The sequence below is a fragment of the Paracoccus amoyensis genome (assembly GCF_014490725.1).
Taxonomy (GTDB): Bacteria; Pseudomonadota; Alphaproteobacteria; order Rhodobacterales; family Rhodobacteraceae; genus Paracoccus; species Paracoccus amoyensis.
The window spans coordinates 107,205-126,196 of record NZ_JACOQL010000003.1; the positions used below are offsets into that span (position 1 = coordinate 107,205).

The 18,992-nt window shown below is 60.1% G+C and carries 21 protein-coding genes; 8 read left to right on the top strand and 13 right to left on the bottom strand.

Annotated elements, in window-relative coordinates:
* Positions 1-55 precede the first annotated feature (55 nt).
* On the top strand, positions 56-1,405 hold the full coding sequence (locus tag H4P12_RS09580) for a DVUA0089 family protein (RefSeq protein ID WP_187793469.1): 1,350 nt from the start codon (positions 56-58) through the stop codon (positions 1,403-1,405).
* Between the two features lie 134 nt (positions 1,406-1,539).
* A complete protein-coding gene (locus tag H4P12_RS09585) occupies positions 1,540-1,854 on the top strand; it encodes an NINE protein (RefSeq protein ID WP_187793470.1) in 315 nt (104 codons plus the stop codon).
* Positions 1,855-1,905: 51 nt separating this feature from the next.
* Here the strand turns inward: H4P12_RS09585 and H4P12_RS09590 are convergent, their stop codons facing one another.
* Positions 1,906-2,328: a DUF6173 family protein gene (locus tag H4P12_RS09590; protein WP_187793471.1), complete on the bottom strand. Its 423-nt coding sequence runs from the start codon at positions 2,326-2,328 to the stop codon at positions 1,906-1,908.
* Positions 2,329-2,530: 202 nt separating this feature from the next.
* Between H4P12_RS09590 and H4P12_RS09595 the strand changes: the two genes are divergently transcribed.
* Positions 2,531-3,010, top strand: coding sequence for a hypothetical protein (locus H4P12_RS09595; protein ID WP_187793472.1), 480 nt, complete (start codon positions 2,531-2,533; stop codon positions 3,008-3,010).
* A gap of 24 nt (positions 3,011-3,034) precedes the next feature.
* Here H4P12_RS09595 and pheS read toward each other — a convergent pair whose 3' ends face one another.
* The 8 genes from pheS to pyk all read right to left on the bottom strand — a co-directional run bounded on the left by pheS (position 3,035) and on the right by pyk (position 10,762).
* Positions 3,035-4,108, bottom strand: coding sequence for a phenylalanine--tRNA ligase subunit alpha (gene pheS, locus H4P12_RS09600; protein WP_187793473.1), 1,074 nt, complete (start codon positions 4,106-4,108; stop codon positions 3,035-3,037).
* A gap of 96 nt (positions 4,109-4,204) precedes the next feature.
* Positions 4,205-5,674 carry an alanine/glycine:cation symporter family protein gene (locus tag H4P12_RS09605; protein WP_187793474.1) on the bottom strand — a complete coding sequence of 490 codons (1,470 nt, stop codon included), beginning with the start codon at positions 5,672-5,674 and terminating at the stop codon, positions 4,205-4,207.
* 109 nt (positions 5,675-5,783) lie between these two features.
* Complete coding sequence (locus H4P12_RS09610) at positions 5,784-7,061, bottom strand: cytochrome P450 (RefSeq protein ID WP_246449222.1); 1,278 nt, start codon at positions 7,059-7,061, stop codon at positions 5,784-5,786.
* Between the two features lie 62 nt (positions 7,062-7,123).
* The gene (locus tag H4P12_RS09615; protein ID WP_187793476.1) at positions 7,124-8,227 is read right to left on the bottom strand and encodes a calcium:cation antiporter; all 1,104 of its coding nucleotides are present in this window, start codon (positions 8,225-8,227) and stop codon (positions 7,124-7,126) included.
* 152 nt (positions 8,228-8,379) lie between these two features.
* Positions 8,380-8,739, bottom strand: a complete 360-nt coding sequence (rplT, locus tag H4P12_RS09620) for a 50S ribosomal protein L20 (protein WP_187793477.1) — start codon at positions 8,737-8,739, stop codon at positions 8,380-8,382.
* 15 nt (positions 8,740-8,754) lie between these two features.
* The gene (gene rpmI / locus H4P12_RS09625) at positions 8,755-8,955 is read right to left on the bottom strand and encodes a 50S ribosomal protein L35 (protein ID WP_187793478.1); all 201 of its coding nucleotides are present in this window, start codon (positions 8,953-8,955) and stop codon (positions 8,755-8,757) included.
* A 112-nt stretch (positions 8,956-9,067) separates the two neighbouring features.
* Positions 9,068-9,295, bottom strand: coding sequence for a hypothetical protein (locus H4P12_RS09630; protein WP_187793479.1), 228 nt, complete (start codon positions 9,293-9,295; stop codon positions 9,068-9,070).
* 21 nt (positions 9,296-9,316) lie between these two features.
* Positions 9,317-10,762: a pyruvate kinase gene (gene pyk / locus H4P12_RS09635; protein ID WP_187793480.1), complete on the bottom strand. Its 1,446-nt coding sequence runs from the start codon at positions 10,760-10,762 to the stop codon at positions 9,317-9,319.
* A gap of 112 nt (positions 10,763-10,874) precedes the next feature.
* On the opposite strand from pyk, the gene H4P12_RS09640 reads away from it, so the two are divergent.
* The gene (locus H4P12_RS09640) at positions 10,875-11,615 is read left to right on the top strand and encodes an N-formylglutamate amidohydrolase (protein ID WP_187793481.1); all 741 of its coding nucleotides are present in this window, start codon (positions 10,875-10,877) and stop codon (positions 11,613-11,615) included.
* 95 nt (positions 11,616-11,710) lie between these two features.
* Here the strand turns inward: H4P12_RS09640 and H4P12_RS09645 are convergent, their stop codons facing one another.
* Positions 11,711-12,571, bottom strand: coding sequence for a D-amino-acid transaminase (locus H4P12_RS09645; RefSeq protein ID WP_187793482.1), 861 nt, complete (start codon positions 12,569-12,571; stop codon positions 11,711-11,713).
* Between the two features lie 171 nt (positions 12,572-12,742).
* Here H4P12_RS09645 and H4P12_RS09650 point away from each other — a divergent pair, with 171 nt between their 5' ends.
* Positions 12,743-13,699, top strand: a complete 957-nt coding sequence (locus H4P12_RS09650; protein ID WP_187793483.1) for an L-malyl-CoA/beta-methylmalyl-CoA lyase — start codon at positions 12,743-12,745, stop codon at positions 13,697-13,699.
* 357 nt (positions 13,700-14,056) lie between these two features.
* On the opposite strand, the gene H4P12_RS09655 is transcribed toward H4P12_RS09650, so the two are convergent.
* From H4P12_RS09655 to H4P12_RS09665, 3 genes are read right to left on the bottom strand one after another with little or no spacing between them, the layout of a single operon-like run.
* Positions 14,057-14,359 (bottom strand): hypothetical protein, encoded by a 303-nt coding sequence (locus H4P12_RS09655; protein WP_187793484.1) that lies wholly within the window; start codon positions 14,357-14,359, stop codon positions 14,057-14,059.
* Between the two features lie 31 nt (positions 14,360-14,390).
* Complete coding sequence (locus tag H4P12_RS09660; RefSeq protein ID WP_187793485.1) at positions 14,391-15,266, bottom strand: TIGR02186 family protein; 876 nt, start codon at positions 15,264-15,266, stop codon at positions 14,391-14,393.
* Positions 15,266-16,180: a sulfite exporter TauE/SafE family protein gene (locus H4P12_RS09665; protein WP_187793486.1), complete on the bottom strand. Its 915-nt coding sequence runs from the start codon at positions 16,178-16,180 to the stop codon at positions 15,266-15,268. Before H4P12_RS09665 ends, H4P12_RS09660 begins: the two co-directional genes overlap by 1 nt.
* Positions 16,181-16,361: 181 nt before the next feature.
* Between H4P12_RS09665 and surE the strand changes: the two genes are divergently transcribed.
* The 3 genes from surE to H4P12_RS09680 are packed head-to-tail and all read left to right on the top strand — an operon-like array spanning position 16,362 to position 18,980.
* On the top strand, positions 16,362-17,156 hold the full coding sequence (gene surE, locus H4P12_RS09670) for a 5'/3'-nucleotidase SurE (protein ID WP_187793487.1): 795 nt from the start codon (positions 16,362-16,364) through the stop codon (positions 17,154-17,156).
* A gap of 10 nt (positions 17,157-17,166) precedes the next feature.
* Positions 17,167-17,829 (top strand): protein-L-isoaspartate(D-aspartate) O-methyltransferase, encoded by a 663-nt coding sequence (locus H4P12_RS09675; protein WP_187793488.1) that lies wholly within the window; start codon positions 17,167-17,169, stop codon positions 17,827-17,829.
* Positions 17,830-17,864: 35 nt separating this feature from the next.
* Positions 17,865-18,980 carry a M23 family metallopeptidase gene (locus H4P12_RS09680; RefSeq protein WP_187793489.1) on the top strand — a complete coding sequence of 372 codons (1,116 nt, stop codon included), beginning with the start codon at positions 17,865-17,867 and terminating at the stop codon, positions 18,978-18,980.
* Positions 18,981-18,992 lie beyond the last annotated feature (12 nt).

Below are 18,992 nucleotides of genomic sequence, written 5' to 3' on the forward strand. Positions count from 1 at the left end.
ACTCTGCCGAAACTATCTGCGATGCCCTACTGGCGCGATTACAAAGGAATATTTTATGAAACCCTCGCGTTTTTCTACTCTGCTGACGGCGGCCGCCACCAGTTGCCTCGCCCTGGCGGCGCCCGCGATGGCACAGGATGCCGCCCCTGCCCCGCAGCAGCTGGAACCACTGGGTGCAGAACCGGCCCCGGCGGCCGATGCCTCGCTTCCGGCCTGCGGCGGTCGCGGTGCAGTCAGTTGGCTTGCGGGCAGTTCGGATCAGTCCGACGCATCGGGCAGCACGGCCCCCCTGAGGCTTGCCGCCAATGTCGCAGGTAATACGCCCAGCGTTTTTGCCTTCTCGCTGTCTGCTGACGGCAGCGTGCGGGTCGAAGCGCAATCGGCCGAAGGCGATCCGATGATCGAGCTGATCAGTGCAACGGGTGAAGGCCTGGCGGAAAATGACGACACCACGTCCTCGCTGAACTCCAGCCTGGAACAGGCCTTGTCGGCTGGCACCTATTGTGTCGTCGTTTCCAACATTCAGGGCGACGCGATGGAGGCGACGGTTCAGGTCAGCCGTCCCGATCAGCCTGCCCTGTTGAACGAAACCGCAAGCCCGGGAAGCGGTGGCAGCAGCAGCATTGCAACCTGCACCCCCGAAACCGAGGCGCAGCCGCTGACCGAAGGCGCATTGGAAGCGGCCTTGGAGAATGGCAATGTGACGGCGGCGGCGGATGGCACTTCGACCAGCTATTTCCGCTTTACCCTGTCCGAGCCAACTCCCCTCACCGTGCGCGGCAGCAGCGACCAGCTGGACCCTTTCATCAAGATTTTTGACAATGCCGGGGCCATGCTGGGCGAGAACGACGATGCCGAAGGCACCAATGCGCGGCTGGATTACCCAAGCCCGCTGCCCGCTGGCGATTACTGCATCGGCATCGCGGCCTATTCGCCGACCCCCGGCCCGATGACGGTCGCCGTTGAAAAGCTGGATCGTGACACCTTCCTGCGCGGAGCCTATCAGCGTGGCGAACTGGTGCCGCCGCTGGATGGAAGCTTCCCGGTTGAGCAGTTTGACCTGAAAACCAAACGCCAAACGGTTCTGCTGCATAATGGCGGCGCGCAATGGCTGACCTTCCAGCTTGATGCGCCGGCCGTTGTGGTGATGAACGCCTATGGCTCACTTCTGGGCGCTGATACCAAACTGGCACTGTTTTCAGAACAGGGCGCCGTGATGGGCGAGAACGACGACAGTGAAAGCGGCACGGACAGCAAGCTGGGTCCGATCATGTTGGCGCCGGGCCGTTACGCTTTGGCTGTAAGCGATCTGAACCGCGCAACGCCCGAAACCGGCGGTGCGGTGCGCCCGATCGGCGTATTGTTCGACCTTTATACCCGGGTCGAGCCGGAACAGGCCCAGTAGCCAATCGCGCAGCAACCAATCGCGCGGCGCGGAATCGATTTCCGCGCCGCCATTCTTGCGAAACCGCATATCGTGCCTATGTTTTTCCTGAAGGCGGCACGTCCGCCGCTGTTGAAACGAGGAAAACAACAAGGATGAACACGACCCAACAATTGCTGATCGAGCAGCGCGTCACGAATGAGGCGAAATCGCCGCTTGTGGCCTATCTGCTGCTTCTGGTCCTGTGGGGATTTGGTGTCCACCGTATGTATCTGGGCCGCTGGGCCAGCGGTATCATCATGGCACTGATGTGGGGCCTTGGCTGGTTGACCGCGCCCATCCTGATCGGCTGGCCTTTGCTGGGGCTTGTCAGCCTGTGGGTGATCGTGGACATGTTCCTGATCCCCGGCATGATTCAGGAAGACAACGCCGTGACGCGACAGCGGCTGCTGGCCGAAATGGCACGCTGATCCCCAGCGGATGAATTCAGGGCCGATGCGTCAAACACGCATTGGCCTTTTTCACAATTCGGCGCCGAACCCGATCCGATAGGGTTTCTGATCCGCGGGCGGTGGCACCGCGATCATCATGAAATTCAGCTGAGAGATATGCTGAATGATCGCCACCTGACGTTCGCCGTCCAGCATGCCGTAAAATTCGATGATATTCGGGTTCTTGAACCCCATTCCCCGCACATGCAGCGCATGCCCGCCGCCCAGATCAGGTAGCTGCAAACCCAATTCATGTTCATCGGGCATCTCGGCCTGAAACTGCTTCACCCGGCCAAGGATATGGTTGAACACCTCTTCCGCGGCATGCAGCATGGCCGCCTGCTCTGCCTCGGCGCAGATCGCGGTGTTATTGGCGATAGCGGGCAGTTCGGCTTTTTCGGGATCGGTCTTTGCCGGGGTTTTGGGCTTGGTTGCCTTGGGCTTCTTGGTCATGTGCTGCGCTTTGGTTCGTGTGCGTATTTAGTTTAAGTAAGGAATGTTCGACGTAAAGAACAACGAAATTCAGGGGGAAAATGAATGGACGTGCAGCAAGACGGCGAATAACAATTTTATAAACACGCTGCTTTCGCTTGCTTAAAAATTTTCTTAGATCATATCATCACAGAATCGTGAATACGCCACTAGGAAAAAATAAATGAAGCAGCTACTTGCATTTTCGGCACTCGTTGTCGTCGCCTCCTGTGCTCAAACAACGGTTACGCCTGTCGCTAAAAATCAAATCATGATATCCACTAGTGCAGAGGCAGCTTGCGGAAGCAGCGGGTCCGCTAAAGTTGCAAGTCGCATGGCCGCAGTTGAAACAATTAGACGTGGTTATGAGCGTTATATTATCGTTGGCGCAGCTTCAGCTAATAATGTTTCGGTATATCAAACCGGTCCTACCTACGCTTCGACCTCAGGCAGTAGCTATAGCCAAGGTAACAACACATATGGATATGCCACGACTCATTTCGGCGGCCAGCAAACCATCTTTCACGGAACTCACGATACGAATTTAGTCGTAGTTATGTTCAATGCCGGTGACCCGGAATTTGATAAGGCAATCGACGCAAAAACACAGCTAGGTCCGAACTGGCAAAAAGTAGCCAAAGAGGGTGTCAACGCCTGCAACTAATTTAAGTGTGAGTGGCAGGTTAAGTTATAACCCGCCCGCCACACTCGGCACATCCCCCGGCATGAACCCGTAATGCCGCAGCCAGCGCAGATCGCTTTCAAAGAAGGCCCTCAAATCGGGGATGCCGTATTTCAGCATCGCGATGCGGTCGATGCCCATGCCAAAGGCAAAGCCCTGCCATTCGGTCGGGTCGATGCCGCCTGCGCGCAGGACGTTCGGGTGAACCATGCCGGAGCCCAGAACCTCTAGCCAGTCGTCGCCTTCGCCCACGATCAGTTTGCCGTCGACCCAGGAACACTGGATATCCACCTCGGCCGAGGGTTCGGTGAAGGGGAAGTGGCTGGCCCGGAAGCGGGTTTTGACGCGGGTGCCGAAATAGGCGCTGAAGAATTCCTCGACCGTCCATTTCAACTGCGCCATGGAAATGTCGCGGTCGATGGCCAGCCCCTCGACCTGATGGAACATCGGGGTATGGGTCTGGTCCATGTCCATGCGATAGACGCGGCCCGGCGCGATCACGCGGATCGGTGCGCCTTGCGCCTGCATGGCGCGGATCTGCACCGGGCTGGTATGGGTGCGCAGCACATGCGGCGGGCGGTTGTCGCCGGGGGCGTGGTGCATGAAGAAGGTGTCATGTTCCTGACGCGCGGGATGTTCGGGCGCGATGTTCAGGGCGTCGAAGTTATACCAATCGGTTTCGACCTGCGGCCCCTCGGCCACGGCGAAGCCCATATCGGCAAAGATCGCGGTCACTTCATCCATGACCTGACTGACAGGATGGATCGTGCCCTGACGACGCGGGCGGCCCGGCAGGCTGACATCCAGCCACTCCTCGGCCAGTCGCGACTCTAATGCGGCATCGTCAAGCGAGGCTTTGCGGGCACGCAGGGCGCTGTCCAATTCGTCGCGAAGCGCGTTCAGCGCCTTGCCGGTGGTCTGGCGTTCCTCGGGCGTCATCTTGCCCAGTTCACGCATTTTCAGGCTGATCTCACCCTTTTTGCCAAGGGCGGCAAGGCGCACATCCTCGATCGCGGCAGGATTGGCTGCGTCCTTGATACGGTCAAGCCATTGCTGGCGGAGGGGGGAAAGATCATCCATCGTCGTGCCTCGGCATTCTGGTTGGGCAAGCCGTTAGCATTTGTGGACGGAATGGAAAAGCCTTGGCCGCGATTTCGGCGGCCAAGGCGGGGATTATCAGTCCCAGATGGACTTTTCGACGCCCGGCGCGATGTCGGGATGATCGGAAACCTTGAAGGTCGGGTTCCCGCCCGCCTTGCGCTGCCGGATATAGTCACGGGTCACGATGGCCACGGTGCCCGACAGCAGAACGATGGCAATCAGGTTGATCGTCGCCATCAATCCCATCGAAGCATCGGCGAAGTTGAACACCGTCGAAACGGCCTGCAACGCCCCCCAGATCACCATTCCCATGACCGCCAGTCGCAGGACCAGGATCCCGCCCTTGCCCGCGCCCAGATAGACCACCGCGTTTTCGGCATAGGAATAGTTGCCGATGATCGAGGTGAAGGCGAAGAAGAAGATCGCGACGGCGACGAAGATCGGCCCGAATGTGCCGAAATGATCGCCAAGCGCGGCCTGCGTCAGGTTGACCCCGGTCAATTCGGATGACGGGATAACGTCGGCCAGCAGGATCATCGTCGCGGTCGCGGTGCAGACCAGAATGGTGTCGATGAACACGCCAAGCGCCTGCACGAAGCCCTGGCTGGACGGGTGATGCGGCGCAGGCGTTGCAACGGCTGCGATATTCGGAGCCGAGCCCATGCCCGCCTCGTTCGAGAACAGGCCGCGTTTGATGCCGTTCAACGCCGCAGCAGTCACGCTGCCCGCCACCCCGCCAACAGTCTCCTGCAAGCCAAAGGCGTTCAGCACGATCCCGCTGAGAATACCCGGCACCCGGTCGATGTTCATGATCAGCGCGATGATTGCCGCCAGCAGGTAAAAGCCTGCCATGAAGGGCACCACGAATTCGGCCACCCGCGCGATCTGTGGTATGCCGCCAAAGATGATCACCCCGGTCAGAATCGCGACGGCCACGCCGACGATCAGCTTGGCCACGTCATAGGCGACCAGACCGTCTGCGGATGCTGCTTCGAACATGTTCCAGTTGACCAGCAGAGTTTCCAGCGGTTTCGCAGCAGCCTCGGCGATCGAATTTGCCTGCACCGCGTTGAAGATCAGGCCGAAGGACAGGATCAGCGCGATCGAAAAGATCGACGCCAGCCAGGGTTGCCCCAATCCACGAGAGATATAGGCCGCCGGCCCACCGCGATACATTCCATCCGGCCCGTGCGATTTGTAGAGCTGGGCCAGCGTCGATTCCGCATAGGCCGTCGCCATGCCGACCAGCGCAACCATCCACATCCAGAAGATCGCCCCCGGCCCGCCCAGTGTCAGCGCAACCGCAACACCGGCAATATTGCCGGTCCCGACACGGCTGGCCAGCGATACGGTCAGCGCCTGAAAGGGGGAAATCCCGTCCTTATCCGTCGACGGAGACGCCAGAACGCAGCGAAACATTTCGCCAAAGTAGCGGAACTGGAGGAAGCCCAGCCTGATGGTAAAATACACCCCGACGGCCAGCAGGCCGTAGATCAGGACATATCCCCAGAAGATATTGTTAAGAAAATCAATGACAGCGCTCATATCAGCACCTCCTTGTCGGGCGAGTTTGTAACAGCGCCGTGATGGGAACAAGATGCGTGGTTAATTGTCGCAAGCTGTGTGTTCTGAAAAGCCCATTTTGTGCGCGACCTTACCGCCGATGCACATTCAACCAGACCCCGCCATGCGGCCGCAGGGTCAGGATCATCCGGGGTTCGGGATCGCGCCCCGGAATGGCGGCAAAGCGGAACCGGGCCAGAAGTGTCGCCAGAATGATCACCGCCTCTTGCAGAGCAAAGCTGGCACCGATGCAGATTCGCGGACCCGCACCAAATGGCAGGAATGCATAGCGATCCGGCGGTGTCATGAACCGTGACGGGTCAAAGGCATCCGGGCGGTCCCATAACAGACGGTTCCGATGCAGCGCATAAAACGGCAGGATCACCAGATCGCCGGGCAGGATTTCACGCCCGCACAAACGATCCGCCACCAATGCGGTTCGCGACAGCAAGGCTGCAGGGGGATACAGGCGCAGGGCTTCGTTGACGACACGCGTAACCAGGGGCAGCTTGCCCATATCCTCTGCGGTCGCGATGCGGTCACCAAGAACGGATTGCGCCTCTGACGCCGCAGCTTCCTGAACCGTTGGATCAAAGGCGCACAGGTATAACGCCCAGGCCAGGGTCAGCGCCGTCGTTTCATGCCCCGCCACAATGAATGTCAGCAGATTGTCGCGCAATTCGGTTCGCGTCATCGTTCTGCCCGTTTCAGGATCCGCCGCATCCAGCAGCAGGTCCAGCAGGTCGGGAGGCGTGCGGGTCTTGGCATCGGCCGCCCGCGACGCGATGGCCTGATCCGCGATCCGCCGCATTTCGGCCATCTTGGTGCCGGAAAACAGCCTGCCGGGGCGTGGCACCCATGCAGGAACGCCCACGATATCCAACAGCGAAACCTTGGCCGTCTGCGCGATGTAGGTGTCGATCATGTGGTGCACAGCGTCACGGTCAAAGCCGGTGCCGCCCGAAAATGTGACATCGGAAATGACGTCAAATGTCGCGGATACTGTTTCCTCGAAGACGTCGACCGGCCCGGACGCCGCAGCAAACCGGCGGCAAGACGCCTCGGCCGCGGCGCTCATCACCGGTCCCAAGGCTTGCACATGACGGTGGGCAAAGGCCGGGGCCGCCGCACGTCGCTGCCAGCGCCAATGCGCACCTTCGGCCACGAACATGCTGTCACCAATGGCGGGATTCAGGATCAGCTTGGTGGTGATGGATTTCGGAAAATCCTCCACCCGATCTTTCAGCACATGGCGCAGGCTTTCAGGGTCCATGACCATGTGAAAGCGCATCCCGACCTTGCCCGAGACGATGGGCTGATGCAAAGCCAGCCTGGGCACGATTTCCAACACATTGCGCCGCGCAGCCATTGCCGTTTGCCAAACACCCAACGGCTTTGTCTGCAACGTAACTTTGACAGGCTCATTGCTGTTCATGGTTCAAGTATAAGCGCCAGATAGGCCAAGAACAGCACCAAATGCACCGCACCATGCAAGACGTTCGTGCGTCCGGAACCAAAGGTCTGGACGCAGACAATCAGCGTCAGTGCCAACATCACCTGCATCTGCGCGCCCAACCCAAGGATCACCAGTTGCCCGGTAAAGGTTCCGATCAGCAGCACCGCCGGAACCGTCAACCCTATCGTCGACAGCGCCGCGCCAAGGCACAGGTTGACTGCGCGTTGCAGGCGATTGTCCAGCGCGGCGCGAACCGCGCTCATCCCTTCCGAGGCCAGGACGATGGTGGCGATGACGACGCCCCCAAGGGCGGCGGGCAGATGCAGCGAATTGATGCCGTGATCGACAAAACCGGCCATCTTCTTGGACAGCAGCACAATGGGCAGCAATGTTGCCATCAGCAGGAAGACATGCGCCCAGGTCGCATATTGCGCGTGGTCGTCGGGCGGTTGTGGCCGGGGTTCTTCCTGTTCGGTGAAAAACCCCTGATGCCGCACGGTCTGGATCATCAGAAAAACCAAATACAGCGCAAAGGTCACGGCCGAGAAGAACAGCGCCTGCGCCGGCGTATAGGTGTCGTTCACGCTGGAGATCGTGTAGTCTGGCAGGATCAGTGCCATGACCGCCAGTGGAACCAGCACGATCAGAAATGACGACGCCCCGGCGAAGTTATAGCTTTGCTGCCCATGCTTCAGCGCCCCCAACAACAGAGAAAGACCGATCAGCCCGTTCAGCACGATCATCACAACGGCGAACATGGTATCGCGCGCCAGCGTCGGCCCACCGTCCCCTGACAGCATGACCGACCCAATCAAGGACACCTCGATGCTGACGACGGACAATGTCAGGATCAGCGTGCCATACGGCTCTCTCAGTCGGTTTGCCAAAGCCTCGGCATGGCGCACAACGGCAGAGGCGCCCCAGATCATGACTCCGAAAAGCCACAAAAAGGCCAATAGCGACACAGCTCCAGCGGTTTCAACCGACAGCGCTTTGCCAAGAAAATTGAAGATGGCCAATGTGCCGATCACGGCCAGTATCGGCTTCTCATGCGACAGATTTGAAAATGTCCGTTTCATGCCCGAAACCTATGCATCTGCGGGCAACAAGCCCAAACGCAAATCGGTGATCGGCGAAAAACGAGCAGGTCTTGTCACAACAAAAAACCCCGCCCGAATGACGTCGAGCGGGGTTCGGTCAGAAACGGCCTTGCGGGCCAATCTGGATATTCTTAGGCCGCAGCCTTGGCTTTTTCGACGATTGCGCCGAAGGCTTCAGGCTCGTTCACGGCCAGATCGGCCAGAACTTTGCGGTCAACTTCAATACCGGCTTTCGACAGCAGGTTGATGAAGCGCGAATAGGTCATTTCAGCGTCAACCAGGCGAACAGCCGCGTTGATCCGCTGAATCCACAGGGCGCGGAAGTTGCGCTTGCGGTTCTTACGGTCGCGGGTTGCGTATTGGTTGGCCTTGTCGACCGCCTGCGTTGCAGTGCGGAAGTTGCGCGAACGGTTGCCATAGTAACCTTTGGCTTTGTCCAGCACCTTCTTGTGGCGGGCGTGGGTCACCTTACCGGATTTAACTCGTGCCATGTGTCAGTCCTCCGATCAGCGGTTATACGGCATGTATTTCTTGACGATCTTGGCGTCAGCGTCCGAAAGGACGGTGGTGCCGCGTGCGTCGCGAATGAACTTGGTGGTGCGCTTGATCATGCCATGGCGCTTGCCGGCCTGAGCGGATTTCACCTTGCCCGAAGCCGTGAACGAGAACCGCTTTTTGGCGGCCGATTTGGTCTTCATCTTCGGCATTTTCATCTCCTTCGAGTCAGAGTGAACGCACGCCTCGGCAATGCCATCTTGGCCGGACGCACGGGTAGGAAGCGCGCCGTATAAGCGCAGCTTGGGATTTTGGCAAGAGGGATCAGCGCGTTTGTGGCCCAGATCCCGTCAGCCATGACCACATATTGACGATGGCCGACGCCTGAAACGCCTTTGGGTCCAGATAGGCGGACACAAAGATCAGCACAATACCCACGATCAATGTAATCGCTGCCGTTCGTGGAGGCTGCATGCGCATCAATTGCACCATCGCCAGAATGACCGAGACTGCGCAAAGCGCGGTCCCGACCAAAAGCAGAAAGCCTGTCACGTCAGCAACGTCATGACGGTTTTATTCAGGATCGCTGGCATAGATCAGCCGTTCGTCGCAGGGCGCGATCCGCACGATATTCGTCGTGCCCGGCACGTTGAAGGGCACGCCCGCGACCACGACGACCTGTCGCGTTTCATCTGCAAACCCGAAATCACGCGCGGCACGGGTCGCATTGACCACAGCTTCCTTGAAGCGCGACAGTTGCGGGGTGATGACGCAATGCGTCCCCCAGACCAGAACCATGCGCCGCACCACGGTAATCAGCGGGCTGAGCGCGATGATCGGCACACGGGGACGTTCGCGCGCGATCAGGCGGATGGTTTTACCCGACTGGCTGAAGGCGCAGATGGCCGCAACATCCGTGGTTTCGGCAATTTCACGCGTGGCCGTCACGATGGCATCCGCAACGCTGTGCCGTTCCGCCTGACGCGCAGCCTCGATGATATTGCGATAGTTCAGGTCAACCTCGACCGAGCGGGCGACGTTATCCATCGTCCGCACCGCCTCGATGGGATAGGAGCCCGCCGCGCTTTCCGCCGACAGCATGACCGCATCGGTGCCTTCATAGATGGCATTTGCCACGTCGCTTACCTCGGCGCGGGTCGGCATCGGGCTGTCAATCATGGATTCCAGCATCTGGGTCGCCACGATCACCGGCTTGGCTGCAGCCCGGCACTTGCGCACCAGACGTTTCTGGATCGGCGGCACCGAGTAGACCGGCAATTCGACGCCCAGATCGCCACGCGCAACCATGATACCATCGGAAACCGCAAGGATCTCATCAAAGGCGCGGACTGCCGCCGGCTTTTCGATTTTCGACAGCACCGCCGCACGGCCTTTGGCCAGATCCTTCGCCTCTTGCACGTCTTCGGCGCGTTGGACAAAGGACAAGGCCAACCAATCAACGCCCAGATTACAGGCGAATTCCAGGTCGGCACGGTCTTTATCGGATAAAGCCGCCAAGGGCAGAACCACATCGGGCACGTTCACCCCCTTGCGGTCGGAAATGGTGCCACCGACCGTCACCGTGCAGTTGGCGAAATCCGCGCCACAATCATCGACCCTCAGCCGGATCTTACCGTCATTGACCAGCAATTCGCTGCCGGGCATCAAGGCCAGGAAAATCTCACGATGGGGAAGCTGCACACGATCGATGTCACCGGGGGTCGGGCTCAGATCGAACCGGAATTTCGCACCTTCAACCAATTCATGTGGCCCGGCAGCAAACGCCCCGACCCGCAGCTTCGGCCCCTGCAAATCTGCCAGAATGGCGATTGGCCGACCGGTTTCTTCTTCGACCGCGCGAATCGCATCGTAGCGCGCCCTGTGATCCTCGTGGTTGCCGTGGCTCATGTTCAGGCGGAAAACATCTGCCCCGGCCTCGAACAAGGCCTTGATCATCTCTTTCGAGGAAGAGGCCGGGCCCAGCGTGGCCACAATCTTTACATTACGATGTCTTCTCATGAATCCGCCCCTTCAGGTTTAGCGCTATCTATGCAGCAATTTCGCCCGTGTGCAACTGGCGTCGGATATCGTAGTCGCATAGACAACTTGCACGATGAACGATGAAATTGCCATGACTGAACGTGCTTTCTGGACCCGCGGCGAAAACCGCCCGTCGCGTTGGCTGATCACCTGCGATCATGCAACGAACCGTGTTCCCGATTGGATCGGGGACGGATCACTCGGCATCGATGCCACTGATATGTCACGCCATATCGCGTATGATGTTGGCGCTGCGGGCCTCGCCGAAAACCTGGCCGACCATCTGAACGCCCCCGCGATCTTTTCGGATTTCTCTCGGCTGGTCATCGACCCCAACCGGGGAGAGGATGACCCCACCCTGCTGATGCGCCTCTATGACGGCACGGTCATCCCGGCCAACAAACACGCAGGTGCCGCGGAACGCGAACGGCGGTTGAACGACCTGCACCGTCCCTATCACGCGGCACTGGAACGGATCGCTGCCCAGCATCCCGACCGGTGCATCTGCGCCATCCACAGTTTTACCCCGCAATTGCGTGGCCGACCGCCGCGCCCCTGGCATGTCGGCATTCTTTATTCGCACAAGGATGAACGCCTTGGCCCGCCAATGGTGCACGCCTGCCGGGAAGAAGGCTGGATCACGGGCGACAACCAACCCTATCTGGGGCACCTGGACGGTGATTCCATCGACCGGCATGCGCTACGACACAACCGCCCGAACCTGTTGATCGAGGTTCGCAACGATCTGATCGCAACGACCCAAGGCCAGTCGGACTGGGCCGCAAAACTTGCGCCGGTCATAACCCGGGTCTTGCAGGCCGCAGACCTCTGATCCTGCATTGGTCCGAAAATATCCTCGGGGGTCCGGGGGCAGAAAGCCCCCGGCGATCCCACAGGGGAATTACACAGGGGACTTACCCCGGGGACTTACACCGCAGCCTTGCGCATCTCATCCAGATAGATTTCGCGCAGACGCGTCGCAACTGCGCCCACTTTGCCGTCACCAACCGCCGCGCCGTCGATTTCGACAACCGGCATGACGAAGGCAGAAGCCGAGGTCACGAAGGCCTCGTCCGCATTTTGCGCCTCATCAATGGTAAAGCTGCGCTCTTCCACCTTCATCTGCGCCTCATTTGCGAAACGCAGAACGGCGGCGCGGGTGATCCCGTGCAGGATATCGTTGCTTAGCGCGCGCGTGATGATGGTGTTGCCCTTGACGATATAGGCGTTGTTCGACGTTCCCTCGGTTACCTTGCCGTCTTCGACCAGCCATGCGTCATTCACGCCACGCGCCTTGGCTTCCATCTTGGCCAGCGACGGGTAAAGCAGCTGCACGGTCTTGATATCGCGGCGTCCCCACCGAAGATCTTCGACACTGATGATCTTCCAGCCTGTCTTTGCTGCGGGATTATCTGCCAGACCGGGATTTGATTGGGTAAACATCACAACTGTCGGTCGCGTTCCCGCAGGCGGAAAGGCAAAATCGCGATCACCCGGATTGCCGCGCGTCACTTGCAGATAAACCAGACCGTCGGTGATATCATTCTTTTCAATCAGCTGCCGGTGCACATCCAGATATTCATCATCGCTCAGCGGATTATCCATCTGCAACTCCGCCAGCGAGCGTTTCAGGCGCACGATATGTCCCCCAAAATCCAGCAATTTGCTGTCCAGGACGCTGACCACCTCGTAAACGCCATCGGACATCAGAAATCCGCGGTCGAAAATCGACACCGTTGCCTGATCTTCGGGCAGGTAATCGCCATTCACATAAACGGTCCGCGTCATTTTCATTCCTCCGTGCCGGGCCATAAGAACGTCTGTGGTCCTGCGCCCAAACCAGGGCCGCGTCAAGCAGCGGCAAGACAGGTGGCGTTGTCGCAGGAAACCCGGTTGCATGATGCGGAACGAAAGATTATTGCTCTGCCAACCAGAAATTTAAACGAACTGGACCCAAGCATGAGTTTTCGGACACAGCCCCTTCCCCCTGCCCGCCTGAACCGCTGCCAACTTTTCGGACCCGGTTCGCGCGACAGCCTGTTCCCGAAAATGGCCAAGTCCGACGCCGATGTGATCAACCTTGATCTGGAAGATTCGGTCGCCCCTGATGACAAGGATCAGGCCCGACGCAATATCGTTCAGGCGATTGGCGACGTGGATTGGGGCGACAAGACCCTGTCGGTGCGGATCAACGGCTTGGACACGCCCTATTGGTATCGCGATGTGGTCGATCTGCTGGAACAGGCCAGCGACCGTCTGGACCAGATCATGATCCCCAAGGCGGGCAATGCCAGCGACATCTATGCCGTCGATGCCTTGGTAACGGCTGTCGAAAAGGCCAAGGGCCGCAAAAAACCAATCAGGTTCGAGGTGATCATCGAAAGCGCAGCAGGCATCTGCCATGTCGAGGATATCGCTGCCGCATCGCCCCGGCTGGACGCCATCAGCCTTGGTGCCGCTGATTTCGCGGCGTCCATGGGGATGGCAACCACCGGCATCGGCGGCACTCAGGAAAACTATTACATGCATCACGCCGGGCAGAAATACTGGTCCGATCCGTGGCATTGGGCGCAAGCCAAGATCGTCGCGGCTTGCCGCACGCATGGCGTGTTGCCGGTCGATGGCCCCTTCGGTGATTTCAGCGACAGCGAAGGTTTCCGGGCGCAAGCACTGCGTTCAGCGACCCTTGGCATGGTCGGCAAATGGGCGATCCATCCCAGTCAGGTTGCCTTGGCGAATGAAGTCTTCTCACCTTCCCAGGCTGCGGTGACCGAAGCTCGCGAAATTCTGGCGGCGATGGAAGAGGCCACGAAGTCCGGCGCGGGCGCCACGGTCTATAAAGGCCGTCTGGTCGACATCGCGTCGATCAAACAGGCAGAGGTGATCGTTCGTCAGGCCGAACTGATCGCTGGATAATCCATCCACCGCGGCGCAGATCAGTGGAGGGGTCAGCGCCGCATCGTGGGAGGAGGAGGCCCCGCCTTAGCGCGGGGCCTTTTATGTGTGTATCACGCCGATTCCGCAGATCGCATCTGCCCGCCGCACTACAACAGACGTGCGACAAACGCGAGGACAAGCCCTGCCCGCCCGATCCATTCCCATCCCAGCAGGGATTGCACCACGCCCGCCCCTTAGCGTGCCCATGGCCGAAGCTGCGGCGACAAGCGTGTCATTCGCCCCTTGCACAGATGCCAGCACATGCCAACGGATCGTGTCGGCCGCCTGATTTGCGGTGCAGTCAACCGCGCTCATTGCCAAGGGCGCGGGCGCCATTCAGAAACACCATGCCCCCGTGACACCATCGCAGCCAGAATGGCGAGGCGAACGCCGGGGATCGCCAGTGTCTTGATCAAGGGCATAGATCGGCGCGGGCGCGACCTTGGGCCGCCCCATCCCGCGCAAGGACAGAATTGGCGGCATTCCCAGAAGCCCCAGTCCTGTAATCGCGGCATAGGCACCGCTTGGCGGAGCAGACCCCGGATCACGGGTCGGCTTGAACAGCTCTGGCCCTGCCAGAGCCGCAATCAGGCCCGAGGCAAGCGTAAACGAAATCGCCTGTGCCTGATGGCCGGGCATCACTGATTCGGCAGCAGCAGAGCGCGACAGCCTAGGCGCGGCGCAGCCCCCGGAAGGCGGCGGACGCGCCCCACCCGGCAATCACAGCCACGGCCAACGACATCAGCCCATAAAGCAGCGGTCGTTCAAACGCCAAATGATAGAGCCAGCGTTCCAGCCCAACCTTGCGAACCAAAATCGGGGCGACAAAGGCGTCAATCACCTGCCCGTCGCGCAGCAGGAATATCCGCGTCTTGTAAGCGCCTTCGACCAGGTTTGCGGGCAATCTGACATCGGCCCGAAACAGGGTCTGGTCGATGATCGACACAGCGTTTTCGTCCAGCCTATACAGGCCCTCGTTCTCGCGGATACGCAGCAGCGCCTCGGTAAAGGGAACGGTGCTTTCCACGGCCTCGGTTCCGGCAAATGCACGCATCGCATGAGACAGCGATATCCGATAGCGACTGTCCCATTCCGGCAGCAATATCTGATCCAGCGGGGCCGAGGTTGCGACGGCGTAAAAGCTGGGCGCGGATGCGACCCTGACCGACTGCGCATTGACCCAGATCCCTGCCTTCCGCTCTTTCCGCCAAACCGTTGCACTGCCGGCTGGGGCCTCGACCGTGATAATCACCTGAAGCGGCAATCCCTGAGGGATCGGCGTTTCCCGCTTCACCGCGCCATAGATCAAGATATCCGATCCATCAAAGCTGGCCGTGATGGCGACCGAGTCGCTGGAGAGCCCCGCAACCACCTGCTCGGCCGGGTGGACCTCTAACGTGGGATCCGGTTGGCTGGGATTATCATAGATGGGTTGCGACGGGCTTCCCTGCTGTTCGGAAAGCGGCTGGTTCAAATTCGGCGCTTCCTGCCCCGATACGGGCAAGGCGATGAAAATTGCGGCAAGTGAACAGCGCAGCAATCCCATCACTGAACCCCTGCCGTAATCGCATACAGATCATCCGGCGTCAGAAACAAATCCAATGCCAGCTTGCCACAGACAAGCAGCACCAGCAGTGCCAGCAGGATGCGCAACTGTTCGGCCCGAAGTTTCGCACCTAATCCGGTGCCGATCTGTGCGCCAATGACCCCGCCAATGATCAGAAGCACCGCCAGCATGATATCGACGGTGTTATAGCTGACCGCGTGCATCAAGGTGGTGAACGCCGTCACGAAGGTGATCTGGAACAGCGATGTGCCGACAACCACCTTGGTCGGCATCCCCAGCAGATAGATCATCGCGGGCACCATGATGAAACCGCCGCCAACGCCCATGATGGCCGCCAGAACACCAACAGCCACCCCAACCATCAGTGGCGGGAAGACACTGATATACAGGCCGGATGCGCGGAACTTCATCTTCAGCGGCCAGCGATGCACCCAGGTATGCTGATGTAACCGCTTGCGATAGGTGGGACTTTTCGACCGACGCAACGATCTGACGCTTTCTTGCAGCATCATCAGGCCGATCAGGCCCAGAAAGACGACGTAGCAAAGCTGCACGACCAGATCCAACTGCCCCAGACTTTGCAGGACGTTGAACACCAATACGCCAAGCACCGATCCGATCAGACCGCCGACCAGCAGCACGCCCCCCATGCGGAAATCGACGCTTTTGCGTTTCACATGCGCCAGCACCCCGGAAACCGACGAGGCCACGACCTGATTGGCCCCGGTTGCCACCGCAATGGGGGGCGGGATGCCGATAAAGAACAGCAAGGGCGTGATCAGAAAACCCCCGCCCACGCCGAAAAGCCCGCTCATCAGGCCGACAAGGCCGCCAAGCCCGACCAAAGTTAATGCGTTGACCGAAACCTCGGCAATGGGCAGGTAAATCTGCATATCTCTCGTGCCGCGTGCGTTGCCTACAAGATGCAACGAGGACGCCGACAGGTCAAACCGGTTTCGATGATGTCTCAACGACTTGAAGCGCAGCCCATGCGTCGGTAAGCAAAGATAACAGAGATTTCATTCGGATCGTTTTGCGTGCCCAAGGGCGCGTCCTGACAGACACGGGGACACAGTGCGCATTCTTATCACCAATGACGACGGCATCAACGCTCCGGGATTGCAGGTGCTGGAAGAAATCGCCGCCGAACTGGCAGGCCCCGGTGGCGAGGTCTGGGTGGTCGCGCCGGCCTTTGAACAATCGGGCGTGTCGCATTGCATCAGCTATGCCCATCCCACGCTGGTCGCAGAACTGGGCCCGCGTCGCTATGCGACCGAAGGCAGCCCCGCAGACTGCGTTCTGGCCGCGGTCTATGACATCATGGCCGATCAACTGCCCGATCTGGTATTGTCGGGCGTGAACCGGGGTAACAACTCCGGCGAAAACGTCGTGTATTCGGGCACCATCGGCGGCGCGCTGGAGGCTGCGATGCAGGGCCTGCCCGCCATCGCGCTGTCGCAATACATGGGCGCCGCACTGGTCGGACTGGCCGATCCGTTTGAAGCGGCGCGGTCGCATGGCGTCGCAATCATCCGCCGTTTGCTGGACTATGGCGATTGGGCGTCGGATGATGAATTCCGGTTGTTCTACAACATCAACTTCCCACCCGTTCCCGCAAATGAGGTGCGCGGCGTTCGCGCAGCCCCGCAAGGACGCCGCTTCGGCGTGAATTTCCGGGTCGAGCCATATCTGGCGCCCAATGGCCGCCGCTTCATGTGGGCTGCTGGCGGGTCACAGACCGCCCCTGCCCGCGCGGGGACCGATGTCGCCGTGAATATGGACGGCTACATCTCGGTCACGCCGATGCGGGCGGATCTGACCTGCCAGAGATCATTGACCGAATTGACCAACGCCCTGCAAGACGAGTGATGGACCGCCGATGAACACCGAGGATCACGACGAGGACAGCCCGGCCGAACGCAAGATGCGTTTCCTGTTTCAGTTGCGGTCGCGTGGGGTCACCGATCCTCGGGTGCTGGAGGCGATGGAGGGCATTGATCGCGGCCTGTTCATCCGTGGCCAGTTCGCTGACCGCGCCTATGAGGATACGCCCCTGCCGATCCCGTGCGGCCAGACGATCAGCCAGCCGTCTGTGGTTGGCCTGATGACACAGGCGCTTGGGCCACGCCCCCGCGACACCGTGCTGGAGGTCGGCACCGGTTCCGGCTATCAGGCGGCTGTTCTGTCCGGCCTGTGCCGCCGGGTCTATACCGTGGACCGCCACCGCCGTCTGGTGCAGGAGGCCGAGCTGATCTTCCAGCAGCTTGGACTGTCGAACATCACCGCGCAGGTCGCCGATGGATCGCGCGGGTTGCCGGATCAGGCACCCTTTGACCGCATACTTGTGACCGCCGCCGCCGAAGATCCACCCGGACCGCTGTTGGCACAGTTGAAGATCGGCGGTATCATGGTGGTGCCGGTCGGGCAGTCGGATGCAGTGCAGACGCTGATCCGCGTGACCCGAACCGAGACAGGCTTTGATTATGATGAGTTGCGGCAAGTGCGCTTTGTGCCGCTGGTCGAGGGGTTGGGACAGACATGACCCCCTTCCACGCAAACTGACGTGAGGACGACAGGATGAGCAGAAATTTCAAATTGATGGCTGCAGGTGCAGCCCTTTCAATTTTGGCATCATGTGGCGCGAATGGCAGTTTCGATCCCGATTTTCGCCGGTGGGCACCCGGCGGACTGAATACCGCAGATGCCGCCGCCCGTGCCGCGCCACGTCCCGCGCCAGACAGTCGCGGGCTGATCAATTTTCCCGACTATCAGGTCGTGATCGCGGGACGCGGTGACACGCCGACCACGATCGCCCAACGCTTGGGACTGAACCCGAACGAATTGGCGCAGCATAACGCGCTGCCCGCCACGGCAACGCTGAACGCAGGACAGCCGCTGGTGTTGCCGCGTCGGGTTAGCGCGGCTGGCGCAAGCACCGGAGGCAGCGCCGTGAAAGACCCGTTTGCCGGGCAAACCTCTGCTGCGTCCGCGCCGGCGCCTGCGGCCACCGCCGCGTCGCAACCGCGCCAGCACGTCGTTGCGGCGGGCGAAACCGCATGGTCCATTGCGCGCAAATACAGCACGAACATTCAGGATTTGGCGGAATGGAACAGCCTGCCGTCAAATATGTCGCTGCGCGTCGGCCAACGGCTGATGATTCCGGTCGCGGGTCAAGCTGCCCCTGCGGCCTCGGGCGCGACCACTGCGCCGGGCGCAGGCAGCCCGACGCCACGTCCACCGTCTGCCTCGACCCCGTTGCCGGGTGAAAAAACAACGGCGACCTCCGAACCCGGTCCCAAGGCCCCCGACACCAATCTGGGTGCCACGCGCACCGCCGCCAGCAGCGGCGGGCGTTTCCAGATGCCCGTGTCGGGTTCCATCATTCGCGTCTATGAAAAGGGCAAGAATGACGGCATCGACATTTCCGCAACCTCTGGTTCGGCGGTCAAAGCGGCAGGCAGTGGCACCGTGGCGGCTGTGACGCAGGACACCTCGGGCGTGCCGATTGTCGTCGTGCGCCACACCGGCGATCTGATGACGGTCTATACCGGGCTGGACAAGTCTCTGGACGTCAAGAAAGGCGATACCGTCACCTCGGGCCAATCACTCGGCAAGGCTGGCGGAGGCGGCTTCGTGCATTTTGAGGTTCGTCAGGGTTTCAACAGTGTCGATCCCGAAGAATATCTGAACTGATAAGACCTGCGG

Coding starts and splice junctions, on each gene's coding strand:
- H4P12_RS09580 (WP_187793469.1), top strand. CDS start 56: ATGAAACCCTCGCGTTTTTCTACTCTGCTGACGGCGGCCGCCACCAGT.
- H4P12_RS09585 (WP_187793470.1), top strand. CDS start 1,540: ATGAACACGACCCAACAATTGCTGATCGAGCAGCGCGTCACGAATGAG.
- H4P12_RS09590 (WP_187793471.1), bottom strand. CDS start 2,328: ATGACCAAGAAGCCCAAGGCAACCAAGCCCAAAACCCCGGCAAAGACC.
- H4P12_RS09595 (WP_187793472.1), top strand. CDS start 2,531: ATGAAGCAGCTACTTGCATTTTCGGCACTCGTTGTCGTCGCCTCCTGT.
- pheS (WP_187793473.1), bottom strand. CDS start 4,108: ATGGATGATCTTTCCCCCCTCCGCCAGCAATGGCTTGACCGTATCAAG.
- H4P12_RS09605 (WP_187793474.1), bottom strand. CDS start 5,674: ATGAGCGCTGTCATTGATTTTCTTAACAATATCTTCTGGGGATATGTC.
- H4P12_RS09610 (WP_246449222.1), bottom strand. CDS start 7,061: ATGGCTGCGCGGCGCAATGTGTTGGAAATCGTGCCCAGGCTGGCTTTG.
- H4P12_RS09615 (WP_187793476.1), bottom strand. CDS start 8,227: ATGAAACGGACATTTTCAAATCTGTCGCATGAGAAGCCGATACTGGCC.
- rplT (WP_187793477.1), bottom strand. CDS start 8,739: ATGGCACGAGTTAAATCCGGTAAGGTGACCCACGCCCGCCACAAGAAG.
- rpmI (WP_187793478.1), bottom strand. CDS start 8,955: ATGCCGAAGATGAAGACCAAATCGGCCGCCAAAAAGCGGTTCTCGTTC.
- pyk (WP_187793480.1), bottom strand. CDS start 10,762: ATGAGAAGACATCGTAATGTAAAGATTGTGGCCACGCTGGGCCCGGCC.
- H4P12_RS09640 (WP_187793481.1), top strand. CDS start 10,875: ATGACTGAACGTGCTTTCTGGACCCGCGGCGAAAACCGCCCGTCGCGT.
- H4P12_RS09645 (WP_187793482.1), bottom strand. CDS start 12,571: ATGACGCGGACCGTTTATGTGAATGGCGATTACCTGCCCGAAGATCAG.
- H4P12_RS09650 (WP_187793483.1), top strand. CDS start 12,743: ATGAGTTTTCGGACACAGCCCCTTCCCCCTGCCCGCCTGAACCGCTGC.
- H4P12_RS09655 (WP_187793484.1), bottom strand. CDS start 14,359: ATGCCCGGCCATCAGGCACAGGCGATTTCGTTTACGCTTGCCTCGGGC.
- H4P12_RS09660 (WP_187793485.1), bottom strand. CDS start 15,266: ATGGGATTGCTGCGCTGTTCACTTGCCGCAATTTTCATCGCCTTGCCC.
- H4P12_RS09665 (WP_187793486.1), bottom strand. CDS start 16,180: ATGCAGATTTACCTGCCCATTGCCGAGGTTTCGGTCAACGCATTAACT.
- H4P12_RS09675 (WP_187793488.1), top strand. CDS start 17,167: ATGAACACCGAGGATCACGACGAGGACAGCCCGGCCGAACGCAAGATG.
- H4P12_RS09680 (WP_187793489.1), top strand. CDS start 17,865: ATGAGCAGAAATTTCAAATTGATGGCTGCAGGTGCAGCCCTTTCAATT.